Raw genomic sequence first — 24,865 nt, 5'->3', positions numbered from 1 at the left:
TTGTGATCAGTTAAAATCATTGGGATTCTGATGATTTTAACGAGCAAAATTAAGAAATAAAAAAGCAAAGCCGAGGCTTTGCTTTTTTAATCAACAAAACTTAGATTTTGCTAATTAGATCATTAATTTGTTTCGCTTGTTCAGCCGCATTACCTGTGTAAGTTGCAGGGCTAAGTTCAGCTAAGCGAGCGCGTTCATCTGCTGGAACTTGTGCAAGTTCATCACCTTTGACAAAGTTCACCATCATCTCACGCGTCATTGCTTGACCACGAGTCAATGCTTTTAATTTTTCGTAAGGTTTTTCAACGTTATAACGACGCATAACAGTTTGGATTGGCTCTGCAAGTACTTCTTGTGCTTGGTCTAAATCTTCATTTAAACGGTTCGCGTTCAACTCAAGTTTACCAATACCTTTTAAGCAAGCATCAAAAGCAATCAAGCTTTGTGCAAAACCAACACCCATGTTACGAAGAACAGTTGAGTCAGTTAAATCACGCTGCCAGCGAGAAACAGGAAGTTTTTCACCAAGATGACCCAATACCGCATTTGCGATACCTAAGTTACCTTCAGAATTTTCGAAGTCAATTGGGTTTACTTTATGAGGCATGGTTGATGAACCAACTTCACCGTCTTTTAATTTTTGCTTGAAGTAACCCAGTGAGATATAGCCCCAAACATCACGGTTAAAATCAATCAAGATCGTGTTGTAACGACGTAATGCATCGAACAATTCAGCCATATAATCGTGTGGCTCAATTTGTGTGGTGTATGGGTTAAATGCTAAACCTAAAGATTCTACAAATGCTTGAGCATGTGCAGCCCAGTCAATTTCTGGGTAAGCAGATAGGTGAGCATTGTAGTTACCTACAGCACCATTGATTTTACCAAGTAATTCTACATTTTCAAATTGCTTGATTTGGCGCGCTAAACGATAAGCAACGTTTGCCATCTCTTTACCCAATGTAGTCGGGCTTGCAGTTTGACCATGTGTACGAGACAACATTGGTTGTTCAGCATGTGTGATTGCCAAAGCAGAAATCGCATTGAGGATTTGTTTCATGCTTGAAACTAAAACTTCACGACCATTTTTAAGCATTAATGCATGAGACAAGTTGTTGATGTCTTCAGAGGTACATGCAAAGTGAATAAATTCGCCCGCATTTTGTAGCTCATCAATATTCGCAATTTTTTCTTTAAGGAAGTATTCAACCGCTTTTACATCATGGTTCGTCGTACGTTCAATTTCTTTAATACGATTCGCATCTTCTTCAGAAAAATTGGTTACGATTGCATCCAATGCTGCATTTGTTTCAGCAGAAAAAGCAGGAACTTCAATAATTTCTGCACGATTTGCAAGTGCTTGTAACCAACGCACTTCAACCGTAACACGAGCGTGGATTAAACCAAACTCAGACAAAAAAGGGCGTAACGCATCGCATTTGCTTGCATAACGTCCATCAAGTGGTGAGAGTGCGGTTAAAGCATTCATACAGATTCCTTAATTTTGGAATAAACATAAAAATAAATTCGTCTCAGCATCGGTTTATACCACCTGATACTGCAAACGAGCGAGAGCTTGAATATCTTGCAGCAACTTATGTTTGCTAAAAATCATACTCCAAGAGCTACCACCGAGCTGCTTCCATAAATGTGCAAGTTGTAAGCCAGTAAATAAGCATGCACGAATACGGTTGGTATGATTGATGTCTTTAAATGCTTCAGCATTACCGCGAACTAAAATACGAGGATTGATTTGTCCTGCTGTTTCCACATAAGTTTGTGCAAGGTTGGCGATAATACTTGGATGCAAATAGTTGTTATCGAAAAATGAAAGCTGTTTTAATATTTTTTGCTGAGCTGCTTCGATAATTTTGACGTATTCAGGATTGCTATACACTTTCTTTTCTAATTGCAATAACGCCATTGCATAAGACATTGGGAGTTTAGCAGTCGACATTTTCGGAATACGAGATTTAGGCGCAGTATTAAAAGGTTGGGTTATACAACCTTCTAATGTTTTTAAACCAAGAGAGATATCTGCAAGTTGATTAAAAAAATCTAAAGTTTGAGTGGCATTATTGGTGGCTGGGCGAATATTAAGACTGGCTTTAATCAGTAGTTCAAAATAAAAATTACCGCTATCGCCAATACTTTGCTGACCCGCTATTGCAGTCATATGCGTGAGCTGAGTTGCTTGAAACACAGCAGCCAATGCCAAAGCACGATTTTGTCGAACATTCAACGCTTGGGCGTGCTGAAAGGGTAACTCCACCATGCTTTGCTTCCAATTTCCTTAAATAAAATCTGGTTCAGGTGCATTGGTATGGTGAATTACACCACCACCTAAGCAAACCTCTCCTGAGTAGAACACTACACTTTGCCCAGGAGTCACAGCACGTTGTGCTTCGTCAAACTCAACGCGAATACCATTTTCAGTTTGTTCATCACGATAAATTGTACACGCTTGATCAGGCTGACGATAACGGGTTTTTGCCGTGCATCGGAATCCTGTATTTGGAATGTCCTGTTCACCTGCGACCCAATCAATCGACTCACTCCAAAGCTGTGTGCTTTGCATGAGTAGGTGCTCATGTCCTTGACCAATCACCAAGCGATTATTGGCAATATCTTTATGGAGTACGAACCATGCACCTTCTTGTACACCTTTCATACCACCGATACCAATACCACCACGTTGACCCAGCGTATAGTACATCAAGCCATGATGTTCACCAACTTCTTTACCTGACTCCAAAACAATTTTTCCAGCTTGTGCAGGTAAATATTGTTTTAAGAAATCGGTAAAACGGCGTTCACCAATAAAGCAGATGCCAGTCGAGTCTTTTTTCTTGGCGGTTGCCAAATCTAACTCTTCTGCAATGCGGCGAACTTCTGGTTTCTCAATTTCGCCCACAGGGAATAGAGTCTTGTTAATTTCACGACCATGTACCGCATGTAAGAAATAAGTCTGGTCTTTATTATTATCGACACCACGTAATAAAGGTGCGTAGGTTTCACCACGTGAGTTTTGTAGACTTGCACCACGACGCGCATAGTGACCCGTTGCGATAAAGTCTGCACCCAAGGTCATGGCGTGATCTAAAAATGCACGAAATTTAATTTCTTTATTACACAGAATATCTGGGTTTGGGGTACGACCTGCCGCATATTCTGCCAAAAAGTGCTCGAATACTCGATCCCAATATTCCATCGCAAAATTAGCAGTATGTAGCTTGATACCAATTTTATCTGCAACGGCTTGTGCATCGGCTAAGTCTTCAAGTGCAGTGCAGTAGTCCGTACCATCATCTTCTTCCCAATTTTTCATGAAAAGACCTTCAACTTGATATCCTTGTTGAAGTAATAGTGCGGCAGAAACAGAGGAGTCTACACCACCAGACATACCGACGATGACACGTTGTTGCATCTAATTAAGCATCCAAATGAGAAGTGAATGAGGGAGAAAAAGGGTGCTCGTAAATAAGCGATAAAGGGTATTTTTTGCCAGCAAGAGCATCTTCAACAGCTTTTAAAACCAATGGGCTACGCGCACGAGCAGATTCTTGTAGTTCTTCTAAATTCATCCACACAGCACCAACAATACCTGTATCGAGTTGTGCATTTTCCTCAACTGTCGTGACATGTGCCAAGAAGCAAAAACGGTAATAGGTACGATCTGGAAACATCGGGGGAGTATAGGTATAAATACCGAGCAGATGATCAATTTCAACATGATGACCTGTTTCTTCTAAGGTCTCACGGATGGCTGCTTCAACAATGGTTTCGCCACATTCGACATGACCCGCAGGTTGATTAAACACGGTATGTACAAAGCCTTCGCTGTGTTCTTCAACAAACAGAAAACGTCCGTCTTTTTCGACTACAGTGGCGACTGTGACATGAGGTGTCCAAGCGGTCATAGAAAGCACCATGATTTTAAAAAACGTATTCTACAAAATTTGGGGCGTGCTGGCTAGGTTATACATGTCGGAGTCATTACAAATACAGCCTTTGATTGCTCAGCTAAAATATCAAGTTTTTAAAAAACCTAATTCATAGACTTGTGGGCGTAATTTATCACCCAAAGCAGTATAAGCAGTTTTAAACGCTTCAAACGACACGGGCGTATAATCATCGCTTTCATTGCGCGCAACTAACGCCATACGGATTTGATACCAACCAACATCAGTACGATTGAGTTTAAATTCTTCTCTCACCGTATGATTATCAGTATGTTTAAAGTAGGCTTGCCAGAGTTTTTTACCTTCGGCTAACACTTTTTTTGCTTCACTGCTGAATTTTTTGCCTTTTAAATATTGCAACATAAAATCACTTTCAAAACGGTCTGGCGCACCCACTTCGCTTTCACTAAAAGGAATAAAACGATTCACAATCGACCACTTTTGATTATTCCATTCTAAATCATTGGCACTGGCGGTTAAGTTACTGCCATTAAACAACATCCAGATTAAACAATCCTGTTTAAATTCATCGCTGAGTACTTCGGTCGGTTGTAAAAACTGGTCACGGTCATTGAGCCAAGTGGGTTTTATGAGGCGACGGACTGAAAATATAATCGCCGCTTGCCAAAGGTTTTCGGCGGTGACAAAAAAAGCACCTGCACTACAATAACCAGAAGACAGTAATGCGGTTTGTGTTGCGGCATTTTGAAAATCATTACCTTTACAAATCATGCTACCAATTGCACCATCTGCCCATTTATCACCTCGAACGTCTTTCGTATTTGTCGTTGGTGTAACCGCATTCTTTAATGGAATAGCATCTACTTTATTTGAACGTGGACGTGTAATCCATTCACTTAAAAAATTATCGGTTGATATGTTAAAGAACTGCTTTTCTCCAATCGGTTGAGCTTTTTTATCTATGGTTTCAGTTGTGATTGAGTCAATAACATTTTTATTTTTTGAAAGTTGATTGGTTTTCCAAACTAAAAACCCAATTGGAAAGTTTCCTTTTAAGCCATCAAAGGCTTTACTATGCACTACAAAACCACCTAAATATTGTGCACTCCATTGTTCTCTAAATGCTTGAAAATTAGGTGCGTTAACGTATTTTAGTGTTGAAAACATAGCCAAAGTAGCATTAGGAATTTCAATCGCTAAGCGGACTAGAAACTGAGTAAATAGTTCACGAGAAGCATAACCCATATCTTTCATAAATTGGGCTGTTTGTGTACTTGCAACTCCTGTTTTTACTTCGGCATTTTTACCAGCAGATTTTGTTACATTGTCTACATTCATAGCTTCCGCATAAGGCGGATTGATTAAAATCAGTATTTTTTTGCCTTCAGTAATCGCATCACGTAAGGCTTGCGGTACTTTATTGCTGAGGCTGTAATCAATTTTGCCATCATCAGTAATATCATCATTGAGATAATCATATTGAAAACGTGTCGCAGCCACACAAGTTTTAGTGGCTTTCATCACATCGACATCGGCTTGGTCAAGCGTACTCATAAAAATATTACGGTGGTTGGAATGTTTGACTTCCAAATTGCCCACGCCACAACACATATCCCACACCACATAATTTTTTTGCCAATTTTTGCCTAAAGTTTCACTTAACATATCATAGGCTTTATCCACCACATGCAAGGGCGTATAAAATGCGCCTTTAAAACTACGTTCATCAATGGCAATTAAACTGTCTCGGCGTTCAAGCAAGTAATTACGATATTCTTCTTTAGGCGGACGGTGATAAATCGCCCAAAACCGACGATAACCTTCTTTATTGCCTAACTCATACATATTGCCATTCAGCATAAATGCAGGTTTATCATCCATAAATATCAGTTTGGCAGGTAGGTCTTTATGGGTGCTGATTTTGCCATCATTCATAATATCCGCAAAAAACAGCAAGGCATAATCTTCATTGGCAACACCTAACAGCTCTTTGCCAATCATCACCACCCATTTATCAAACACTTGTTTTAAATTGTCAGGGGTAATTTGGGTACGAATAATATCGCCCGATTTTATGGCTGCTTTGACCGTAGAAATAAATTCTTCTTCATGTGTCGCCAATTTGAACGAGACAAAATATGTCCCAATATAGGCGGAAATCGCTTCTAATGCCTCTTGGGTATATTGGCTAGCAGATTTACCCCATTTTACGGTTTTCTTTTCTAAAAATGGAATTACATCACTGCTTTTCATAATTGCAGCTTTTTCGGTATCAATTACCGCAAGAAAGGGTGGAACAGTTTCGCCTTTATTCAGCGATTGTTGCACATAATGCAAAAGTTGGGTAAACATGGCATAACTGCTGTGTTTACCTGTATCTTTTGCTTCAAACCAAATCTCTTCGGTTTGAATGTCGATTAAACCTTTGGTGTAACCTTTTAGCCCCAATGCTTTAATATAAGCATCTTTAACGTCTTCTTCACTTTTTACTTTTTTTAAAGATTCATACAATGACATTTTAAAATCCTAAAATATATATTTCTATTATTGAGCTTGATCTAAATGATTATCCTTAACTTTCACATAATGGCGTGCTGAATAAGGTAAAAATTCCATTTCTTTTTCAGTCAGCGCACGAACTTGTTGTACTGGACTACCGACATAGAGATAACCGCTTTTTAACACTTTACGTGGTGGCACAAGGCTACCTGCTCCAATCATTACATCATCTTCAATAATCACGTCATCTAAAACAACGGTATTAATCCCGATCAGGACACGATTACCAATGGTACAACCATGTAAAGTCACATGATGTCCAACCGTCACATCTTCACCAATGACTAAAGGTGAACCATTTGGTTTAGCTTGGTTTTTATGGCTGACGTGTAACATACAGTGGTCTTGCACATTACTATTTTTGCCAATTTGAATCGAATGCACATCACCACGAATCACGGCAAAGGGCCAAACAGAAACATTCTCTGCTAATTTGACATCACCAATTACCACAGACATGTCATCTACATAACAGCTTGAATCAACATCAGGTGTTTGATCGAGATACGGACGAATGTTCTTAGTCATTAGAAGCTTCAAAACAAAATATGATGGAATTATAAAATAAAAAAGCATTCATGCCCAAGAGCATGAATGCTTAATTAGTCTATTCTAAAATTAGAATAAGTTACTGAAGAACATTTTGATATGGTCAATCATACGTGCAAAGAAGCTTGCTTCTTCAACAGGCTTTAATGCAACCAGTGGTTTCTCTGCAATGACTTTACCATCAAGGCTTGCCACTAATTTACCCACAACTTGACCTTTGGCTAAAGGCGCATTCAATTTAGGTTGAACTACAAGCTGAGTTTTGATTTTGTCCGCTTGACCTTTAGGCATGGTTACGTTGAAGTTTTCAGCAAGACCAATTTGAACATTATCTTCTTTACCAAACCATACTTTGGCTTTAGCAAGCACTTGGTTAGCAGGTTGTACATTTGCAGTCTCGAAGTTTGCAAAGCCCCATGCTAACAATGTACGAGTTTGACTAGCACGTTCATTCATGCTTGGTGTGCCAAAGATCACTGAGATCAAACGCATTGGTCCACGTTTACTTGAAGTGGTTAGGCAATAACCCGCTTCATCAGTATGTCCTGTTTTTAAACCATCAACACTTGGATCTGTATAAAGCAAAGCATTACGGTTGCCTTGTTTAATACCATTAAACGTAAATTCTTTTTCCGAATAGATTGGATAGTATTTAGAGCTATCTTTAATAATATGTTGCGCTAGTACAGCCATATCTTTAGCAGTTGAGTAATGACCTTCAGCAGGCATACCTGTTGCATTGATAAAGTGAGTATTCACCATACCAATACGTTTGGCTTCTTGGTTCATCATGTGGGCAAATGTACCCTCGTTGCCCGCAATGTGTTCGGCCATTGCTTTAGATGCATCATTGCCTGATTGAATAATAATACCACGTAACATTTCTAGAACAGTTGCTGTACCATTTAATGGTACATACATACATGATTCAGCACTGGTACCACGACACCATGCTGATTCATTCATACGGACTTGTTCGTTGTCTGTTAATTCACCCTTTAAAAGTTTTTGTTCTATGATGTAGCTTGTCATCATTTTGGTCATAGAAGCGGGTGCGAGTTTTTCATTTTCGTTTTTTGCAGCAAGGATTTGTCCTGTCTCGTAATCCATCAATACATAGGATTTATTATTTAATTCTGGTGGAGACGGTAGGACAGTCGCTGCATATGAAAGGCTTGGCAAAAGTAATAATGCAGCAAGAGCGCTTTTTTGAGTCATTCTAGGTGTTCCAATATCTTGTGTGAAGCAGATGAGCCTAGCATTTTAGGACAAAGCAAAGCCGACTTCTACGGCAGAAGTCGGCTTTTTCATGCAGTATTGTAACTAATCAGTTACTTAGAATAATAATTCCGAACATCATCGCAAATTTGACGATTATCATCTTCAGATGCAGCCTTGGCATCTTTACGCGCTTCAGCAAGAGGAGCTTGGAACTCTTTGGTTTTAGCACGTTTATTGAGGATGTCTACAGCATTTGGTTCATTTGATAAATATGATTTGACGAGGTTGTCATATGCTTTATTAAATTTTAGATCTTTGCCAATTAAATCTGGGCAGATTTCTGACAATACATAAATTGCAGCAAGTTCTTGAGGAGTCACGCCTTCAGATGTTGGTGTAACTTCAATTTTTTCAGGTTCAGATTTTTTTTCTGCGGCAAATACAGTTGTTGTGAAAAGACTAGAAGTAATGAGAAATGATAAACCTAGTGTTTTGAAAAAACTTTTCTTCATAAGAACTCAAACTCAGAAACAAGACTTAAAGAATTTGAATAGCTTATAGCATAAAAATATGAATAAATTGTATGTTTGCTGTAGGGAAGTGGGGTTGTGTGGCTTTAAATATTAAAATTTAAAACCACAAATTTGTGATTGAGCTATTAGCCTTCAAAATTCAATACATCGTCACATACTGACTTTTGTTCAGCTTTTTCAACTTCTTTCGCTGCTTCACGAGCATCTTTCAATAAAGATTGGAATTCTCCATCCTTTTGTAGACTCTCAAGGGAAGCTGACTTATCAGAATAGGTGCTTAAATAAGAAGCCACCATCTTTTTGATGTTTTCGTCAAATTTAGCATTTTTTCCAATTATGCTTGGGCACATTTCAATGAGGACTTGCGCATTGGCAATATCATCTTTGATAAGTGCATCTGCTTCTTTAGCTGAAACCGTTGTGTTTGCAAAAATTGCGGGTGCTGTTAGAAGTGAAAAACTTACCCCTAAAACACGGATAAAAGTAGATAAATGTCTCATGGCGGCATAAATTTCTAATACTATGAAGTTACAAATATATATAATTCACTGAATAATTCAATTGAAAAAACTACGTAGTAACATTTAAAGAGACAGGATCAAAGTGAATATTTTAATAGCAAATGATGATGGTGTTTTTGCACCAGGCTTACAGGCTCTAGCACAAGCGTTAAAGCCTTTAGGACGCGTCGTCGTGGTTGCACCTGAAAGTGAGCGTAGTGGTTACTCAAGTGCTTTAACTTTAGATCGTCCTTTACGACCTATTCCAATTGCAGAAGATGTTTGGGCTGTGAATGGAACGCCCGCAGATTGTGTTTATTTATCAATGAATGGTCTATTCGATTTTGAATTTGATCTTGTTGTCAGTGGTATTAATAGTGGCGCAAACCTCGGCGATGATGTTCTATATTCAGGTACGGTTGGTGCTGCATTTGAAGGTCGCCTAATGAAACATCCTGCAATCGCAGTTTCATTAGCAGGTTCAAATGTACGTTCCTATGAACATCCAGAGCATTATGCGAAAGCTGCACAATGGGTTCATGATTTTATTGCGAATGGGCTACCAATTTTGCCGCCCCGTCATATTTTTAATATTAATATCCCAGATGTTGAGCAAATTAAAGGGACACAAATCACCTATCAAGGTCGTAGAGCACAATCCAAACCAATTAGTAGCCATGTTGATCCACGTGGTCGCCAAGTCTATTGGATTGGTTTAGCCGGTGAGGCGGTTACAGAACCTCAATCCGCTTCAAGTCATATTCAGTCTGATTTCTTTGCTGTCGCGAATGGTTATGTCAGTATCACGCCGATTCAAATGGATGCAACTAATTATGCTGTACTCGACAATTTACATCTTCATGTAAATGGTTAGCAGTGGCTATGTTATAACTTTGTGAATATAGAAAGTGAGAACTCGTTTTTTCTCACTTTTTTGGTACTCTTAGGCGCAAATAAATTAAGGTTTTTTCGATGAGGGCGAAGATGCATTTAAACCATGTCTCGATTTTTCTGTCACGAAAAATGATTAAAACAATCGTGTTGTCTATGGCAGTAACAAGCATTGTCGTCGTTACAGGTTGTGCATCAAAACCACAAGCAAAAGGTGGTAATCGTTATGTACAGCAAGCACCCAATTATTACACAGTACGTTCAGGCGATACGCTGAGTGCAATTTCAAATCGTTATGGATTGAATTATTTAGATGTTGCTGCGCTGAATGATATTGCGCCGCCTTATCGTATTTATGTCAATCAATCATTACGGTTAAAAGGTTCTATTGCACAACGAACGACATCTACACAAGCAGTGGTACAAACCACGCCGATTCAACGTCAAACGATTAACTTACCCACACAACAACCTGTTGTTCCTAAAACACAGCCTGTTATACCAAAAGCTGTTATTCCAGCAAATCCTGTTACACCGTCTTCAACGACGCTTGCTTCGAGTTTACGTTGGGTAAAACCATCAAATGGAGCGATCATTCAAAGTTTCAATTTGGCGAATAACGTCAAAGGAACACGTTACGGTGGTAATGAAGGTGATCCAATTTTTGCTGCTGCAAATGGGCAAGTGGTCTATGCTGCTGATGGTTTAAAAGAATATGGAAATCTAGTCTTGATTAAGCATATTGATGGTTATATTACGGCGTATGCACATAACAGTAAGATGTTAGTCAAGAGTGGAGATAATGTGACTGCTGGTCAAAAAATTGCAGAAATGGGTTCTTCAGGTGCTTCACGTATCATGCTTGAGTTCCAAGTTCGTTTAGATGGTAAGCCTGTGAATCCAATGACAGTTTTACCAAACTAAAATAGCCTAATTAATAATCTTTCAATAAATTATTAATAATCGCTAGTTTAAGGGTAGACTTCCCTGTATACTTATTGAGATTGCTTTAATTAGAACAATAAGCATATTTTAATAAATTAAGAGGGAAGTCTATGCTAGATCAATTGCGTGCAATGGGGGTCTTCGCTTGCGTTGTTGAAAAAAGTTCTTTTAGTGGTGCAGCACGAGAATTAGGAATTACAACAAGTGCAGTCAGTCAACAAATTCGTTCTTTAGAACATGAAATGGATGTCACTTTACTTCATCGTTCTACTCGAAAACTCAGTCTTACAGAAGCAGGACAAGCATTTTTTCTCAGTTGTCAAGAAATGTTGGCTGCCGCTGAACGTGGCAAAATTCGTATCAATGAACTCCGCGACGATCTTGTTGGAGATTTACGTATTGCGACGACACCTGAATTAGGTGCCTTGCATGTCATTCCAGCACTATCTCATTGGATGTCGGCACATAAAGGTCTAGCGATTCATTTTGAAGCAGACCATCGTTATATAGATTTGATTGAAGAGCGGATTGATATCGCAATACGGATGAGCTTGCGTGTTGATGATCATCAGCTCACCGCAGTACCTTTAGCGAGAGTTGATCAGGTTCTCGTTGCATCGCCAAGTTATCTCAATCAAGCATCACCTATTACTCGCCCAGAAGATTTACGAAATCACGAATTATTACCTGTTACCTTGATGCAAAATTATCAACATTTTGCCTTCCGTCATGGTTTGAGTGGTGAAATTGTCAATGTTGATATGAAAACACGCTTAGGCACAAACAATGTTTTTGTTGCTAAATCCTTGTGTCAACAAGGGCATGGTATCGCGCGTATTCTCTATATGGATATTCAAAAAGAGTTGATCAATGGGTCTTTAGTTGAAGTTCTACCTGATTGGCAACTTCCTGCATATACACTTCATGCTTTAACTTCTAAGCGTGAACAATACCCAATGAAAGTACATCGTTGTATTGACGCATTAAAACAATATTTTGTTCAATTACCTGGTGGAAGATCTCTACAGGGTGTAGCCTAAGAAAAAGGCCATGTTTATTTAAAAACATGGCCTTTTCATTTTACCTATTCTTCTTACGAAGTAATTTTAAGCTTTTAGCTTCAACAGTAGATTCTTCTGAAGATTTTGTCTCAGTTTCCGCTTTTTTGGTCTTTTTCCGCTTTTTCTTTTTCTTAGGCTCATCATCTTCAACAGCTTCGCCATCTTCAATTGCTTGCCAATACTCAAGTTGTTCCATAACGGCAGCATAGATTGAATTTTTACTATATCGACCTTTCTTATCTAGTGTACCTACTGGACGAGCCATTAGAATTTCTAAGGCTTGATCAATAGTTTCAATCGCATGGACATGGAACTGACCTGCTTGAACCGCTTCAATTACATCTTGACGTAGCATCAAATGTTGCATGTTTTGACGGGGAATAATGACGCCTTGTTTGCCTGTTAAGCCTTGAAGTTTACATGCATCGTAGAAACCTTCGATTTTTGCATTCACTCCACCAATTGGTTGTACTTGACCGAGTTGGTTCATAGAACCTGTAATCGCCCATGATTGATCAATCGGAATTTGAGAGATTGCAGAAATTAAAGCTGAAAGTTCTGCAACAGTGGCACTATCGCCATCCACTTGTCCATAGCTTTGCTCAAACGCCAATGCTGCGGAGAAATGTAAGATTTGTTCACGGCCAAAGTGTGCTTTTAAGAAGCTTGACATGAGCAACACGCCTTTGGCATGAAGCGAACCGCCTAACTCGACACTGCGTTCAATATCTAAAATATCACCACCACCTTGATAAACGGATGCGGTGAGACGAGAGGGTAAACCGAACTCAACATCTGCATAGTGAATTACAGACAAGGCATTGATTTGACCTAGGCGATGTCCTGTAGTTTCAATGAGCTGCGTACCACGTGAGAGATCTTGCCAATAAAGCTCTCTTAAATAGCCTAAGCGATATTGGCGATGCTGCAAGGCTTGATTAACGTGCTGATCAGTGACGATTTTATCATCGGCTTTAAAGGCATGATGATGTGCTTCACGAATTAAATCACCGAGTGTAGATGCATGTAGTGAGAGTGAGCTTTGATCTTCTGCTTGACGGCTAGAATCAGTGAGTAAAGCTGCAAGTGCGGAACGATCAAATGGAAGTAATTTATCTGCTTGAACATAGTCTGCAATCAGTTGCATATAGGCTTGTTCATTGCTGTTATTGCGTTGCAAGGTATCGGTAAAATCAGCGCGAATTTTAAAGACACTGCCTAGCTCAGGTTCAACTTCTAAAATTTCATAGTAAATTTCAGGTTCTGCCAGTAAAACGACTTTGATATCTAAAGGAACAGAAGCGGGTTCAATCGAAATGCTGCCTGTTAATGTTAGCATGTGTTCCAAAGATGAAAGTTTGAGCTGACCTGACTTCAATGCACGTTTTAAACCTTGCCATGCATAAGGTTGTTCAAGCAACTGCTCTGCTTCAAGCATTAGGAAGCCACCGTTGGCTTGATGTAATGAACCTGGGCGAATTAAGGTGAAATCGGTGGTAATCGTACCATTATGTGTAAGTTGTTCAACATGACCCAATAAATTGTAGTGTGTTGGAAAATCTTCGAAAATAACAGGTGCACCACTATTTGGCTTATTGGCAACGATCACATTGGCTTGATAGCGTGAAGGAACACGGTTGAATAAAGCAGGTGTAAAGTCATCTTCTTCTTGTTCTAAAATCAGCTCAACATTATCAATAATATCTTCAGCATAATGTTTTAGGTATAAGTCGAGACTTTTTACTTCTTTGTTTTTATTTAAAATCGACTCCATACGTGGTGTAACCACTTGAGTGGCAATTTCACGGTTTAAAATTGATACTTGATCACGAGCATCATCTTCTAAATCACCAAGATGTAACCCTAAACGCTCTAGTTTTTTCTCCATATAACGCATGTTGGATGTGATTTCAGCACGGTCTTTGCTGCTTAGAGCATCAAGATCATTTTTTGTTAATTCTTGATATTCATTTTCTATGAGCTGCATTGGAATAAACACGTGTTTGTCATCACGAGAAATCAATTTTAAATCGAGTTCTTGTCCCTCTTTTGTGAGTTCTATCAACGCTTGCTGTTGGACGTCACCTGTATCTTGACGAATGCGTTCAATGCGATTGTGATAGCTTTCAGCACTAAAACGACGTTCCAATTGTTTTAGTATGATTTGCCATGTTTGCTGTAAAGCATTTTGAAATTTTATACCTTGTCCTGCAGGAAAGCGTAGTGCAATGGGTTGTCTTGGATTTTTGAAGTTATTGACATAAACCCAATCGTTTGGCGTAGGCATGCTTTTAGCGTGTTGCTGAAGCAACCGTTTAATCATGGTGCGTTTGCCAAGACCAGCTGTGCCTACTGCAAAAATATTATAGCCAGAGTATGGCAAGGAAATACCAGCTTCTACTGAAGCACGTGCACGATCTTGCCCAAGAAAGTTATTAAGGGGTTTGATACGTTTCGTTGAACTCGGAATCTCAGCTAAATTTAGAAGATGCGTGAGTTGTTCAGGGGTTAGTGCTGTTTTCTTAAGTGTCGTTTGAATATCCGTCTGCTCAAAGGCGCTTGGTAAAGAATTGATTTTCGCTGTAGTCGTGTTTCTTGGTGTTGAAGATAAAGTTGTTGCAGTCATTTGATCAAGTTTTTGGGTCACTATTGCTATCCAACAAAGAAACGAAAGTTAAGTAATTAAAGGTATACAGTTTTAGGTCTAAAGATCAAGCGAACTTGTGTTTTTTATCGACAAAACAAAACAATGGTTGCATAAAGCAACTTGCAAGCAAGAGCAAGAAACGATTGAATAGGCACATTCACGCATGTTCATGGAAAATAATAACCAATGACAACTCAAGCCACTGGGTGGGCATCCGCATTTAAAGCTTTTTTAGATCGCCGTGCACTGATTATGCTATTTCTTGGTTTCTCGGCAGGGATTCCCATTTTATTGATTTTTTCTAGCTTGTCTTTATGGCTTGGTGAAGCAGGAATTGATAAAAGTGCTGTGACATTTTTTAGTTGGGCGGCATTAGGTTACTCTTTTAAATTCGTTTGGGCACCGTTGATTGATGAATTGCCCGTTCCATTTTTAACGAAAAGTTTAGGTCGCCGCCGTGCTTGGTTGTTGATTGCACAGTCTTTGATTATATGTGCAATTTGTATTATGGCATTTTCCGACCCAGCACTTGGACAAAGCTATTTAATTCAAATGGCAGTTGGTGCCGTTTTATTAGGATTCTCGGCAGCGACTCAAGATATTGTCATCGATGCTTATCGTATTGAACTTGCTGAAAGGGAGATGCAAACGGTTTTAGCTTCAACTTACAACGCAGGTTATCGTATTGGGATGATCGTGGCGGGTGCGGGGGCTTTATTTCTTGCTGCTTATTTAGGTACAGCTAAAGGCAATTATATCTATGAAGCATGGAAATATACTTATCTAACCATGGCAGCAGTCATGGTGGTTGGTATTATTACCACTTTATGTATTCGTGAACCACAAGTAAATCGTGTTGATAAACATTATAAAACTACAGATTACTATCGCTTAGTCTTTGTATTCTTTATTGCTGTTACAACTTTTGTGGTCAGTTATATTTACTCTGGCAATTTGACAGATACTATCGCTAAAGCAGCAAATATTAAAGACACTGCAGCTTTATTTGGTTTAGAAGCCCTGCGTTTTTTAACTGCTACAGCCACAGCTTTATTCGTTGGTTTTGGTTTGGTTAAAACTGGCGTCGTGAATCAACAAATGGCTAAAGAAACTTGGGTTGCCCCAATTTTAGATTTCTTCAAACGTTATGGTATTAAACTTGCCTTAGTTCTTTTGCTGCTGATTGGTTTTTTCCGCATCTCAGACATTATTGCAGGAGTGATTTCCAATGTGTTCTATCAAGATCTAAATTTCACTAAAGAACAAATTGCTGAGGCTGTGAAAATCTATGGTGTGATCTTTAGTTTAGTTGGTGGCTTTCTCGGTGGTTTATTAGCGCAGCGCATGAATATTATGAAACTCATGTTCGTGGGTGCAGTGTTGGCCAGTTCAACCAATTTAATCTTTATCGGCTTGGTCAAATCAGGAAAACCACTTGCTCCACTTGAGGTTCAGGTCGGAAATAAACATTATCAAGTGCAAACTGATGATGTTGGATATTGGAAATTACAAGTGCCGAATGACGTCTTAGCAAAAGCAAATTCGGTACAGGTAAGTACTCAGTACCAAAATCAGAGCGATACCAATGTAACTCTTGCAATACCATATTTAGTAAATGCTCAGCACGCTCAGATTCAACTATTACCTATCAGTAGTGATGACCATTTAACACCAAAAGAGTTAAAACAAAGTTTGGTGGTTAAAGGGCAACTGGCAGGGATTAAAGCTGAAGACTTAAATGAGGAGAAGCCTGTTGTTCTTCAATTAGATGGTCAAGAGTTTACTGCGAAAGTGGATGATAAAGGAATATTTACTGGTGCTGTAGATGGAAAGCTATTACAAGCATCTTCCACTAAAACCATTAAAGCTTTTGTTAATTTCAAAAATAATAGTGCAAGCCAGTTATTTGCAACAAGATCATATCGTATTAATACTGCATCACATGTTGAAACCGCACTCGATGTCGATATTCAGCCAATTGCTGTGGTCGATCCAAGTCAGTCAGGCACAATAGAACTCTCTGGCAAAGTGATTAAAGGCTATAGCTCATTGTGGCTCTATTTTGCCATTATTGTAGATAATTTAGCTTCAGGTTTGGCAGGTGCGGCTTTTATTGCCTTTTTATCGAGCTTAACCAGTGTGTCATTTACTGCGGTTCAATATGCGATTTTCAGTTCTTTAATGACGCTCACACCCAAATTGTTGGGGGGGTATTCAGGAACGATTGTGAGTAATATTGGCTACCCAAATTTCTTTTTAATGACGACTTTAATTGGGATTCCAATTTTGATTCTTGTGGTTTGGGTCGCGAAACTATTGCGTGACCATGAAAACCAAACAACTCAACAGACAGGTGAATAACTATGCGCATGTTACATACGATGTTACGAGTAGGTAATTTAGAACAATCTTTAAAGTTCTACACTGAGGTACTTGGTATGAAATTACTACGCCAACGTGATTATGAAGAGGGGCGTTTTACCTTGGCTTTTGTGGGCTATGGTGATGAAGAAAACAACACTGTGCTTGAGCTGACTCATAACTGGGATACGCCTAGCTATGACTTAGGCAATGCTTATGGTCATATCGCCATTGGCGTAGATGATGCATATAAAGCATGTGAAGAAATCAAAGCACGTGGTGGAAAAGTAGTACGTGAAGCAGGTCCTATGAAAGGTGGTGTCACGGTGATCGCTTTTGTTGAAGATCCAGATGGCTATAAGGTTGAATTGATTCAACAGGATCAAGATGCACGTAATAATTAATTTCGTATCTTGATCTACAATTTCTAATTTAAAGCCCTAGCTTTATTTATACAGCTCAGTATGATGTTTTGATCGAATGGTCAATAACCTCATGTTGGGCTGTATCGTTATTAGTGAATAGATTGGGAAAAAGTTATGTTAAAGCTCTTGGCGCTAGATCGTTTCACAATATTATTGATAGCAATGGTAGTGCTAGCGACTTTTTTGCCAGTTTCGGGGCAGGTTGCGCATTACTTCAATATTCTAACGACAGTTGCGATTGCTATATTATTTTTTTTACATGGCGCCAAGTTGTCACGTGAAGCCGTTGTACAGGGAATGCTGCATTGGAAAATGCATGCTTTAGTTTTTGCTTTTACTTTTGTGATTTTTCCTGCAATTGGGCTTTTAGCTAAACCTGTTTTGGAGCCACTTCTTGGGCAGCAATTGTACTGGGGCTTCTTATTTATGTGCTTCTTACCCTCAACGGTACAATCTTCAATTGCATTTACCTCGATTGCAAAAGGGAATGTTGCAGGAGCGGTTTGTAGTGCATCTTTCTCTAATATCATTGGGATGTTTATTACGCCAGTCTTAGTGAGTTATTTTATCTTAGGCCAAAGCCAACATGGCTTTGATCCTACGCAATCGATTGTTCAAATTACCTTGTTACTATTGGTTCCCTTTGTCCTAGGTCAGTTACTTCGCCCTTATGTTTTTCCTTATATGATCAAATTACCAAGCTTAGTGAAAGCTTTCGATCAAGGATCAATCTTAATGGTAGTTTACGGTGCCTTTAGCAGTGCTGTAGTTGCAGGCCTATGGCATCAAATTAGTGGATTAGCTTTGCTGTATTTAGTACTTACATGCTCAGTTTTGCTTACTATTGTAATGTTGCTTGCTTTGTATTTACCAAAATGGTTGGGTTTTAATCAGGCAGATCAAGTTACGATTTTCTTTTGTAGCTCTAAAAAAACGCTAGCGAGTGGCGTGCCAATGGCGCAAATTCTGTTTATTGGTCAGCCTTTAGGTATGATTGTATTGCCAATTATGATTTTTCATCAAATCCAATTAATGGTCTGTGGTGTAATTGCGAATCGTTGGTCAAAAATCAAAACAAGAATAGTTCGCAAATTTTGATTTATTGGCGTATAATCTTTGCCACTTGTTGGCTTTGCTCTGACCTAAGGGGTCTCGGTGAGTCAAAAGAAATGGTCTGTTGTGGTATTGATCTGCGAGTGTTAACACTCTGCTTTCCTCATCTTGAGAGTGATCAATTGCGATAACAGCTTAAGCCTTTCTTACTAAATAGGAGCATCGACCATGCGCGCCGATATTCACCCTAAATACGAAAAATTAGTTGCTACTTGCTCATGCGGTAACGTAATCGAAACTCGTTCTGCACTTGGTAAAGAAACTCTTTATCTTGACGTATGTTCAGCTTGCCACCCATTCTATACTGGTAAACAAAAGAATGTAGATACTGGTGGTCGTATCGACAAGTTCAAACAACGTTTCTCTGGTATGTCACGTTCTATCAAACGTTAATATCGAGAAAACAAAAAACGGGCAATATGCCCGTTTTTTTATGCTTCAGTTTTATTAAGGTATTTTGCAATCTATTGCGTACAAGACCTTATTGGTCTTGTACGTCAGTTAAACGATCAAGTTTCTTTTGGAAGTAGTTACCTTGTAAGAAGCGGGCCTCGACATTCCATGCATTCGCAAACAAACTCATATCATTAAGTTCGGTGAGTACAATCTCAACTTGCTTGTGAGCAATAAAATGAAGAATTTTCTCTTGTAGAATTGCCATTTCTTTTTCAGATCCTAGCATTTTCGCCAATTTGCGATGGAAGCTTAAATACTGCGTGTCGATCTGTTGAAGAATTGAGTCACTATAAAGAGAATCACCAAAGTTACGAATAGAGATCTCAGCACCGTGTTGACGAAGTGATGCAATCAGAGGTTGAGCCTGTGATAAATTTTGCTGAAGAGCTTGCTCTGAGAATTGCAGAATTAAAGGATGAGCTTGTTTGCTTCCAATAATTGTTAATAATTTAGCAACCAATTCAGATAATTTTCTGTCATTCAATAAAATATGATGGTTCAGATTAATAATTAATTTAGCTTTTGGATATTGGGTAATGAAGTTATGCAATTGCTTACAGGCTTCTACTAATACCCAACGGTCTAACTGAGCTGATAATTCATGATCATCTTTTAGATCACTAAGATCCATCAAGTCTAACCATTGATTATTATGAATAATACCGCCAGATACTTCATAAGTATGAGTGAATTGATCTTGTTTATCATAAAGCTGCTGATATTTTAGATGTATATCACCCTTATCTAATTTATTTCTGAGCTCTTGTAAAAGATTGAGTTCCATCGATATTGAAATTTTATCAGTTGTCAGGCTAATATCACTGTCAATCGCTGCATTTTTCAATAGTGGTAGCGCATGCGTAAATGCTTGGGAAATGATTTTCTCAAAATTAGCATCATCTAATATTTGTTGGTCTAGTTCTTGATAACCCAGTTTTAAATGTAATGGGAAAGTATGGTTTTCAGTGACCAATAATTGAGGTTTTTGTAAACTATTCAAACCAATAAGCAAAGAGTTTAAAACTGTTTTTGATTCAGCTTGAATAAGCCCAACATACAAAGCTGTTTCTATTTGATAAATTGGAACATTGACTTGTTCTTTAATGAAATTTGCAATATTTGAAAAATAAGCTTTAGTTCCACGCCAGTCAGTTTGAAAAACTTCGTTTGGACAATTATTCAGGCTAAATAAGATTAGCGCATTTGCATTGGCTGGGTGATTTGCTAAATTGCGATTAATTTGTTGCAGTGCTGAAGTGATACCAGAGGCTTTTTCAGTTTGTACTGAAGTAGTCGTGGCAGTTGCTGCTGAAACAACAGGTGATGATGATTCACATTCAATATTCAGTTGTATTTCATCATCATTACCAGAGGGTAAGAACTCAACATGTAAAAGATTATTCTTAACCATTGGATTTTGGGTGCGAATTTCAAAGCGTGCTTGTTCGAATAAGCCTTGGGAAATTCTTTTAAAGCGTAATTTAAACTGGCCTAAATCTTCAGGTTGTAAAATATCAAGTATTGGTAAGCCAATGACGTCGTCTTCGCTGTCGAAACCAAATAGCTGAGCATATTCAGCATTCGCTTTGATATGAATACCTTCTTGTAGAATTGCAACTGCTTTATGTGTTTCAGCAACAAGTGATTGGGCTTGTGTTTGGGCTGCCTCTAATTCGGTAAGTAAACGGTGCTCTGCTTGTACTAAACGACTGAATGAAAGTGATCTAATAATACTGATATAAAATTCTTCTGGCGCCTTTAAGTTCACAACATCATAAATACCTTTATGAATGTAATTTTGATATAGCGCTGAATTATAGTCATCTGGCTCAAGCAGTAGAATGGGTAAACTTGGTTGTGCGGATGCATGAATAAGAGAAAGCGTTTGTTCGATTTTTAGATCGTAAGCACGTCCAAAAATTACAATATCCCAAGGCAAATTCAGTTGTTTTTCAAAAGTTTTTAAATCATCAAGTAAAATAGCCTGTACTTGATGTTCTTGCTGCGCAAAGAGCTCTAAAACTTGATTATACCTTAATTGGTTATCATCAATAATGAGTAAGCGCGTTTCAGTTCGTTTCAACTTTTTAGAGAGTAAAGAATTTCTCACTTCAATGCTTCCCATAAATCTTGGTCATTTGTATCCATATTTTTTTGCGCAATAAATTTATTAAGAACGGGTTGTTCTTCTTCATTAAGTAGTTCAAAGTCGAATTGAACAAAACTTTGGGTAATTAGTTGTGCAGTCAACAGATACACTTTTACTTCCTCTTTCCCTAATCTCAAATGAACAGCTTGCTGTTCGCGAAAAATTTGCGAGCCTGGCAAAATTATTGTTGTTTTAGTTTCATCTAAATTTTGATTTTTTAAAATAAGCGCAGGGTAATAATTGCTAATATGACGATCTGCTTGTACGCGAACTGCACAAGGGAAAATTTCTTGTGCTAAAACCTCTAAGCCTAATTCTAAACTTTTTTCACTTGATTGCTTTAACCAGCGAATTACACCGCCGCGCCAATGTCCATGAGAGGTTTCTTTTACAAGAATATATTCGCCAGTTCTTAGATTTTTTGGTACTTCGGCTGACCATTTAATTCGATAACCATTAACACTAATATCTAAAATATCCGCTTGATAAATGGCTTTGTTTTCTCGACTTAAACGCTGGATTGAGGACTCTTGATTGCCAGAAGAATCTTTTTTATCCCAAGTTGATAAAAATTTTGATTCGCTTTGTAGTCCATACTCGTGTTCTAAGAGTAATGTTTCACCGAAGTTTTTTGCTTTGGATAAATAGAAGTGGGCTGTTAAGAGTCCAAAACAAATATGTAGTTGAGCTGAATATTCATAGCGTTCATGGCGACGTTCTGCCGTAGATCCTAAAATGGTCTGAACGTGGAATTTTAGAGCGGGTGTGAGATAAATCTTTTCATTCTTAGAAATGTATTCAGCATTTTTATGTAATGTTGCTGTCACATGATCAAGTAAACCATTTGTACTAATAAAGATATTAGGATTAAATCCTGAACTTTGTTTTTTGTTGTATATTGGCGGATGATCTTTAGTTGTATCAACAACGTATTTAGTTAAATCAGTCTCTTTAGATAAGAGCTGTAGCATTTTGGCCCAGTCAAAACTGCATTGAAACAGGGCTTGAATTTCTGTTTGACGAATTTGATTGGTATTAAAAATATCCATCAAAATTAATTGAGCATAGGCTTGAGCAATATTATTCAGGCTATTTGGCTTAGTTTGCGCCTGTTCAATAGTCATATGATGATACTTATGTGTCACTGCTGCATCGTATAATTGATGTGCAATGAGCCACTGTCCTGCAACAGGTTCACTATATAACATGTGTTGTTGGTAAAGAAGCTGCGTAAGTTGTTGTAATGCTTGGAAAGTTGCAAGTGTTCTAGCAGTATGTAAATTTTTCTTTTGGTTTAGTGCAAAAATAGAAAATTTTCGATTTTCCAATTGTTCGCTACTGCGGCGAACAATATTGATATAAATAGCCGCAAAATAGCAGCGTAACAGCATTGCCAGTTCAATAATGTGCTCATTACGATCTGAACTGATTACACCCTGATTAAAAAAGTTTTTCTCTAGGCTACCTAAAATATTTTCAATCGTTGGATGTAAGGTCTGAATGAGATCAAAGCGTAATGTTTCTGAACAATCTAATTCATAAAGCTCTAATAAAGCTGCAAACAATGCTTTTGAAGTATCACCCAACTGCATAATTGAGAGGGTTGAAATCCATTCTGTTAAACTTTTTGTGTTTGCATCACAAAAACTGAGTTTATCCCGTCTTAAAACAGTGGGAATTTGAAAAATATCCGAAAATGCATTATTCATCATTGTAATCAATCTCAGAACGTTTGAACCCCAAAAAGCGGTGTTTTATTTTTTTCGCCCGCAATTTCCCTGACGAGTTTTGGAACTAAATATCCAGGTAAACTCGCTAATACATCACTGTATATATGATCTATCTCTGAAGATCTTAAGTCAAAATGTTGAGCACCTTTTACTTTATCCAATACATGTAAGTAATAGGGCATAACCCTCGCTTCAAATAGTCGATAACTTAGATCAGTTAAAGCTGTTGCAGAGTCATTCACACCTTTAAGTAAAACTGCCTGATTTAACACAGTAATATGATGTAATGATAACTGTAAAAGCTTTGAACACGTGAAATCATCAAGTTCTGAAGCATGATTTGAGTGTATCACTACTATAATGCGTAGCCTACTGTTTTTTAAAATAGAAATAAACTCATCATCGATACGATTTGGAATAACAACGGGAACGCGTGAATGAATTCTCAATATTTTGAGTTGAGGTAAAGATTCTAATCGCTCTAACCAAAGTGCTATTTTTCGATTAGATAAAGTTAAAGGATCGCCCCCACTGAGAATGATTTCATTGATGGCAGGGTTGTCCTCAATATATTGTTTTATATTTAGCCAATCATCATTTTTAGGTAAATTTTCTTGATAAGGGAAATGGCGACGGAAACAATAACGGCAGTGAATTGCACATGCGCCTGTTAAGGTCAGTAAAAAGCGAGACTGGTATTTGTGTAAGACACCAGCCATTTGATTGGCTGCTTCTTCACCTAAAGGGTCAGTAACAAATTCAAGGTGTTCTTCAAGTTCAAGATGATGCGGTAGTACTTGTAAAAGAAGGGGATCAAAGGGATCACCAATGCGCATTTTTCCGACGAATGCACGCGGCACACGTAATTTAAACTGTTCAGAGGCAAGGATTGCCCCTGATAATAATTGCTCAGTCGATAATTCCAGCAGATTTAACAACTCTAAAGGATCAGTAATTAGATCACTGAGTTGTGATTGCCAGTTTTGCTCTTGATGTAAATAGTTTATCATGCAATACGTTAAAATAGTCTTAGCCTAAGCTGTGCGCGTAGTCTAACACTAATAGATTTGAGTTTTAAGTTTGGAGTGAGCCTTTCATGGCCTATTATTCTACAAATGATTTTAAAGCAGGCCTTAAGGTTATGCTTGATGGCAACCCATGTTCAATCATGGAAAATGAATATGTAAAACCAGGTAAAGGTCAAGCATTTAACCGTGTGAAATTACGTAACCTTCGCTCAGGTAAAGTATTAGAAAAAACTTTCAAATCAGGTGACTCTTTAGAAGCGGCTGATATTGTTGAAGTTGAAATGGATTACCTTTACAACGATGGTGAAATGTGGAATTTCATGGATCCAGTATCTTTCGAGCAAATCGCTGCGGACAAAACTGCAATGGGCGATGCTGCGAAATGGTTAAAAGATGATTCTAATGAAAAATGTACAATCATGTTGTTTAATGGCGTACCTTTAAACGTGAACCCACCAAACTTTGTGGTGTTGAAAATCGTTGAAACTGATCCAGGTGTACGTGGTGATACTTCTGGCGGTGGCGGTAAGCCAGCGAAACTTGAAACAGGTGCAGTAGTACGTGTTCCATTATTCGTTCAGCAAGAAGAAAGTGTTCGTGTAGATACGCGTACAGGTGATTACCTAGAGCGCGCATAATCGTAAATGAGTAGCAATGCTACGTAAGCTATACGATTATCGAAGGGATGATTAAACAATCATCCCTTTTTTTATGCCAAAGTATTAGATAAATCATTTTTAATAACAGATAGACTTACAAAGATATTTCTTCTAA

General features: G+C 38.3%; 21 protein-coding genes. 8 read left to right on the top strand and 13 right to left on the bottom strand.

Annotated elements, in window-relative coordinates; translation table 11 throughout:
- Positions 1–100 precede the first annotated feature (100 nt).
- From purB to O1450_RS09925, 9 genes are all read right to left on the bottom strand, one after another.
- Entirely contained in the window at positions 101–1,489 is a 1,389-nt protein-coding gene (gene purB, locus O1450_RS09965; protein WP_269228297.1) for an adenylosuccinate lyase, read from the bottom strand.
- A gap of 54 nt (positions 1,490–1,543) precedes the next feature.
- Entirely contained in the window at positions 1,544–2,275 is a 732-nt protein-coding gene (gene hflD, locus O1450_RS09960) for a high frequency lysogenization protein HflD (RefSeq protein WP_269228296.1), read from the bottom strand.
- Positions 2,276–2,293: 18 nt separating this feature from the next.
- A complete protein-coding gene (gene mnmA, locus O1450_RS09955) occupies positions 2,294–3,427 on the bottom strand; it encodes a tRNA 2-thiouridine(34) synthase MnmA (protein ID WP_269228295.1) in 1,134 nt (377 codons plus the stop codon).
- Between the two features lie 4 nt (positions 3,428–3,431).
- A complete protein-coding gene (locus O1450_RS09950) occupies positions 3,432–3,920 on the bottom strand; it encodes an NUDIX hydrolase (RefSeq protein ID WP_269228294.1) in 489 nt (162 codons plus the stop codon).
- 111 nt (positions 3,921–4,031) lie between these two features.
- The gene (locus O1450_RS09945) at positions 4,032–6,440 is read right to left on the bottom strand and encodes a hypothetical protein (protein ID WP_269228293.1); all 2,409 of its coding nucleotides are present in this window, start codon (positions 6,438–6,440) and stop codon (positions 4,032–4,034) included.
- A gap of 27 nt (positions 6,441–6,467) precedes the next feature.
- Positions 6,468–7,010 carry a gamma carbonic anhydrase family protein gene (locus O1450_RS09940; protein ID WP_269228292.1) on the bottom strand — a complete coding sequence of 181 codons (543 nt, stop codon included), beginning with the start codon at positions 7,008–7,010 and terminating at the stop codon, positions 6,468–6,470.
- Between the two features lie 90 nt (positions 7,011–7,100).
- A complete protein-coding gene (dacC, locus tag O1450_RS09935; protein WP_269228291.1) occupies positions 7,101–8,249 on the bottom strand; it encodes a D-alanyl-D-alanine carboxypeptidase PBP5/6 in 1,149 nt (382 codons plus the stop codon).
- A 113-nt stretch (positions 8,250–8,362) separates the two neighbouring features.
- Positions 8,363–8,764 (bottom strand): MCR_0457 family protein, encoded by a 402-nt coding sequence (locus O1450_RS09930; RefSeq protein ID WP_269228290.1) that lies wholly within the window; start codon positions 8,762–8,764, stop codon positions 8,363–8,365.
- Between the two features lie 146 nt (positions 8,765–8,910).
- Entirely contained in the window at positions 8,911–9,285 is a 375-nt protein-coding gene (locus O1450_RS09925) for an MCR_0457 family protein (protein ID WP_269228289.1), read from the bottom strand.
- Between the two features lie 103 nt (positions 9,286–9,388).
- Between O1450_RS09925 and surE the strand changes: the two genes are divergently transcribed.
- The 3 genes from surE (at position 9,389) to O1450_RS09910 (ending at position 12,161) form a co-directional block, all read left to right on the top strand.
- A complete protein-coding gene (gene surE, locus O1450_RS09920) occupies positions 9,389–10,159 on the top strand; it encodes a 5'/3'-nucleotidase SurE (RefSeq protein ID WP_269228288.1) in 771 nt (256 codons plus the stop codon).
- A 110-nt stretch (positions 10,160–10,269) separates the two neighbouring features.
- On the top strand, positions 10,270–11,100 hold the full coding sequence (locus O1450_RS09915; protein WP_269228287.1) for a peptidoglycan DD-metalloendopeptidase family protein: 831 nt from the start codon (positions 10,270–10,272) through the stop codon (positions 11,098–11,100).
- A 131-nt stretch (positions 11,101–11,231) separates the two neighbouring features.
- Positions 11,232–12,161 carry a LysR family transcriptional regulator gene (locus O1450_RS09910; protein ID WP_269228286.1) on the top strand — a complete coding sequence of 310 codons (930 nt, stop codon included), beginning with the start codon at positions 11,232–11,234 and terminating at the stop codon, positions 12,159–12,161.
- Between the two features lie 40 nt (positions 12,162–12,201).
- Here O1450_RS09910 and O1450_RS09905 read toward each other — a convergent pair whose 3' ends face one another.
- Positions 12,202–14,829, bottom strand: a complete 2,628-nt coding sequence (locus O1450_RS09905) for a Lon protease family protein (protein ID WP_269228285.1) — start codon at positions 14,827–14,829, stop codon at positions 12,202–12,204.
- A gap of 186 nt (positions 14,830–15,015) precedes the next feature.
- Here O1450_RS09905 and O1450_RS09900 point away from each other — a divergent pair, with 186 nt between their 5' ends.
- The 4 genes from O1450_RS09900 to rpmE all read left to right on the top strand — a co-directional run bounded on the left by O1450_RS09900 (position 15,016) and on the right by rpmE (position 19,121).
- A complete protein-coding gene (locus O1450_RS09900) occupies positions 15,016–17,190 on the top strand; it encodes an AmpG family muropeptide MFS transporter (protein ID WP_269228284.1) in 2,175 nt (724 codons plus the stop codon).
- Between the two features lie 2 nt (positions 17,191–17,192).
- Positions 17,193–17,594 (top strand): lactoylglutathione lyase, encoded by a 402-nt coding sequence (gene gloA / locus O1450_RS09895; protein ID WP_269228283.1) that lies wholly within the window; start codon positions 17,193–17,195, stop codon positions 17,592–17,594.
- Between the two features lie 135 nt (positions 17,595–17,729).
- Entirely contained in the window at positions 17,730–18,713 is a 984-nt protein-coding gene (locus O1450_RS09890; RefSeq protein ID WP_269228282.1) for a bile acid:sodium symporter family protein, read from the top strand.
- A 183-nt stretch (positions 18,714–18,896) separates the two neighbouring features.
- Positions 18,897–19,121 carry a 50S ribosomal protein L31 gene (gene rpmE / locus O1450_RS09885; RefSeq protein ID WP_004662919.1) on the top strand — a complete coding sequence of 75 codons (225 nt, stop codon included), beginning with the start codon at positions 18,897–18,899 and terminating at the stop codon, positions 19,119–19,121.
- An 88-nt stretch (positions 19,122–19,209) separates the two neighbouring features.
- Here rpmE and O1450_RS09880 read toward each other — a convergent pair whose 3' ends face one another.
- The 3 genes from O1450_RS09880 to epmB are packed head-to-tail and all read right to left on the bottom strand — an operon-like array spanning position 19,210 to position 24,073.
- Complete coding sequence (locus O1450_RS09880) at positions 19,210–21,309, bottom strand: EAL domain-containing protein (protein WP_269228281.1); 2,100 nt, start codon at positions 21,307–21,309, stop codon at positions 19,210–19,212.
- Positions 21,291–23,045 (bottom strand): GTPase, encoded by a 1,755-nt coding sequence (locus tag O1450_RS09875; protein ID WP_269228280.1) that lies wholly within the window; start codon positions 23,043–23,045, stop codon positions 21,291–21,293. Before O1450_RS09875 ends, O1450_RS09880 begins: the two co-directional genes overlap by 19 nt.
- 11 nt (positions 23,046–23,056) lie before the next feature.
- Positions 23,057–24,073, bottom strand: coding sequence for an EF-P beta-lysylation protein EpmB (gene epmB / locus O1450_RS09870; protein ID WP_269228279.1), 1,017 nt, complete (start codon positions 24,071–24,073; stop codon positions 23,057–23,059).
- 86 nt (positions 24,074–24,159) lie between these two features.
- Between epmB and efp the strand changes: the two genes are divergently transcribed.
- A complete protein-coding gene (gene efp / locus O1450_RS09865) occupies positions 24,160–24,729 on the top strand; it encodes an elongation factor P (RefSeq protein ID WP_004662912.1) in 570 nt (189 codons plus the stop codon).
- Positions 24,730–24,865 lie beyond the last annotated feature (136 nt).

Origin of the sequence: Acinetobacter sp. TR11 (assembly GCF_027105035.1) — a bacterium.
Lineage (GTDB): Bacteria > Pseudomonadota > Gammaproteobacteria > Pseudomonadales > Moraxellaceae > Acinetobacter.
Note: the sequence above shows the minus strand (reverse complement) of the source record. Positions and strands in the feature narration are given on the sequence as shown.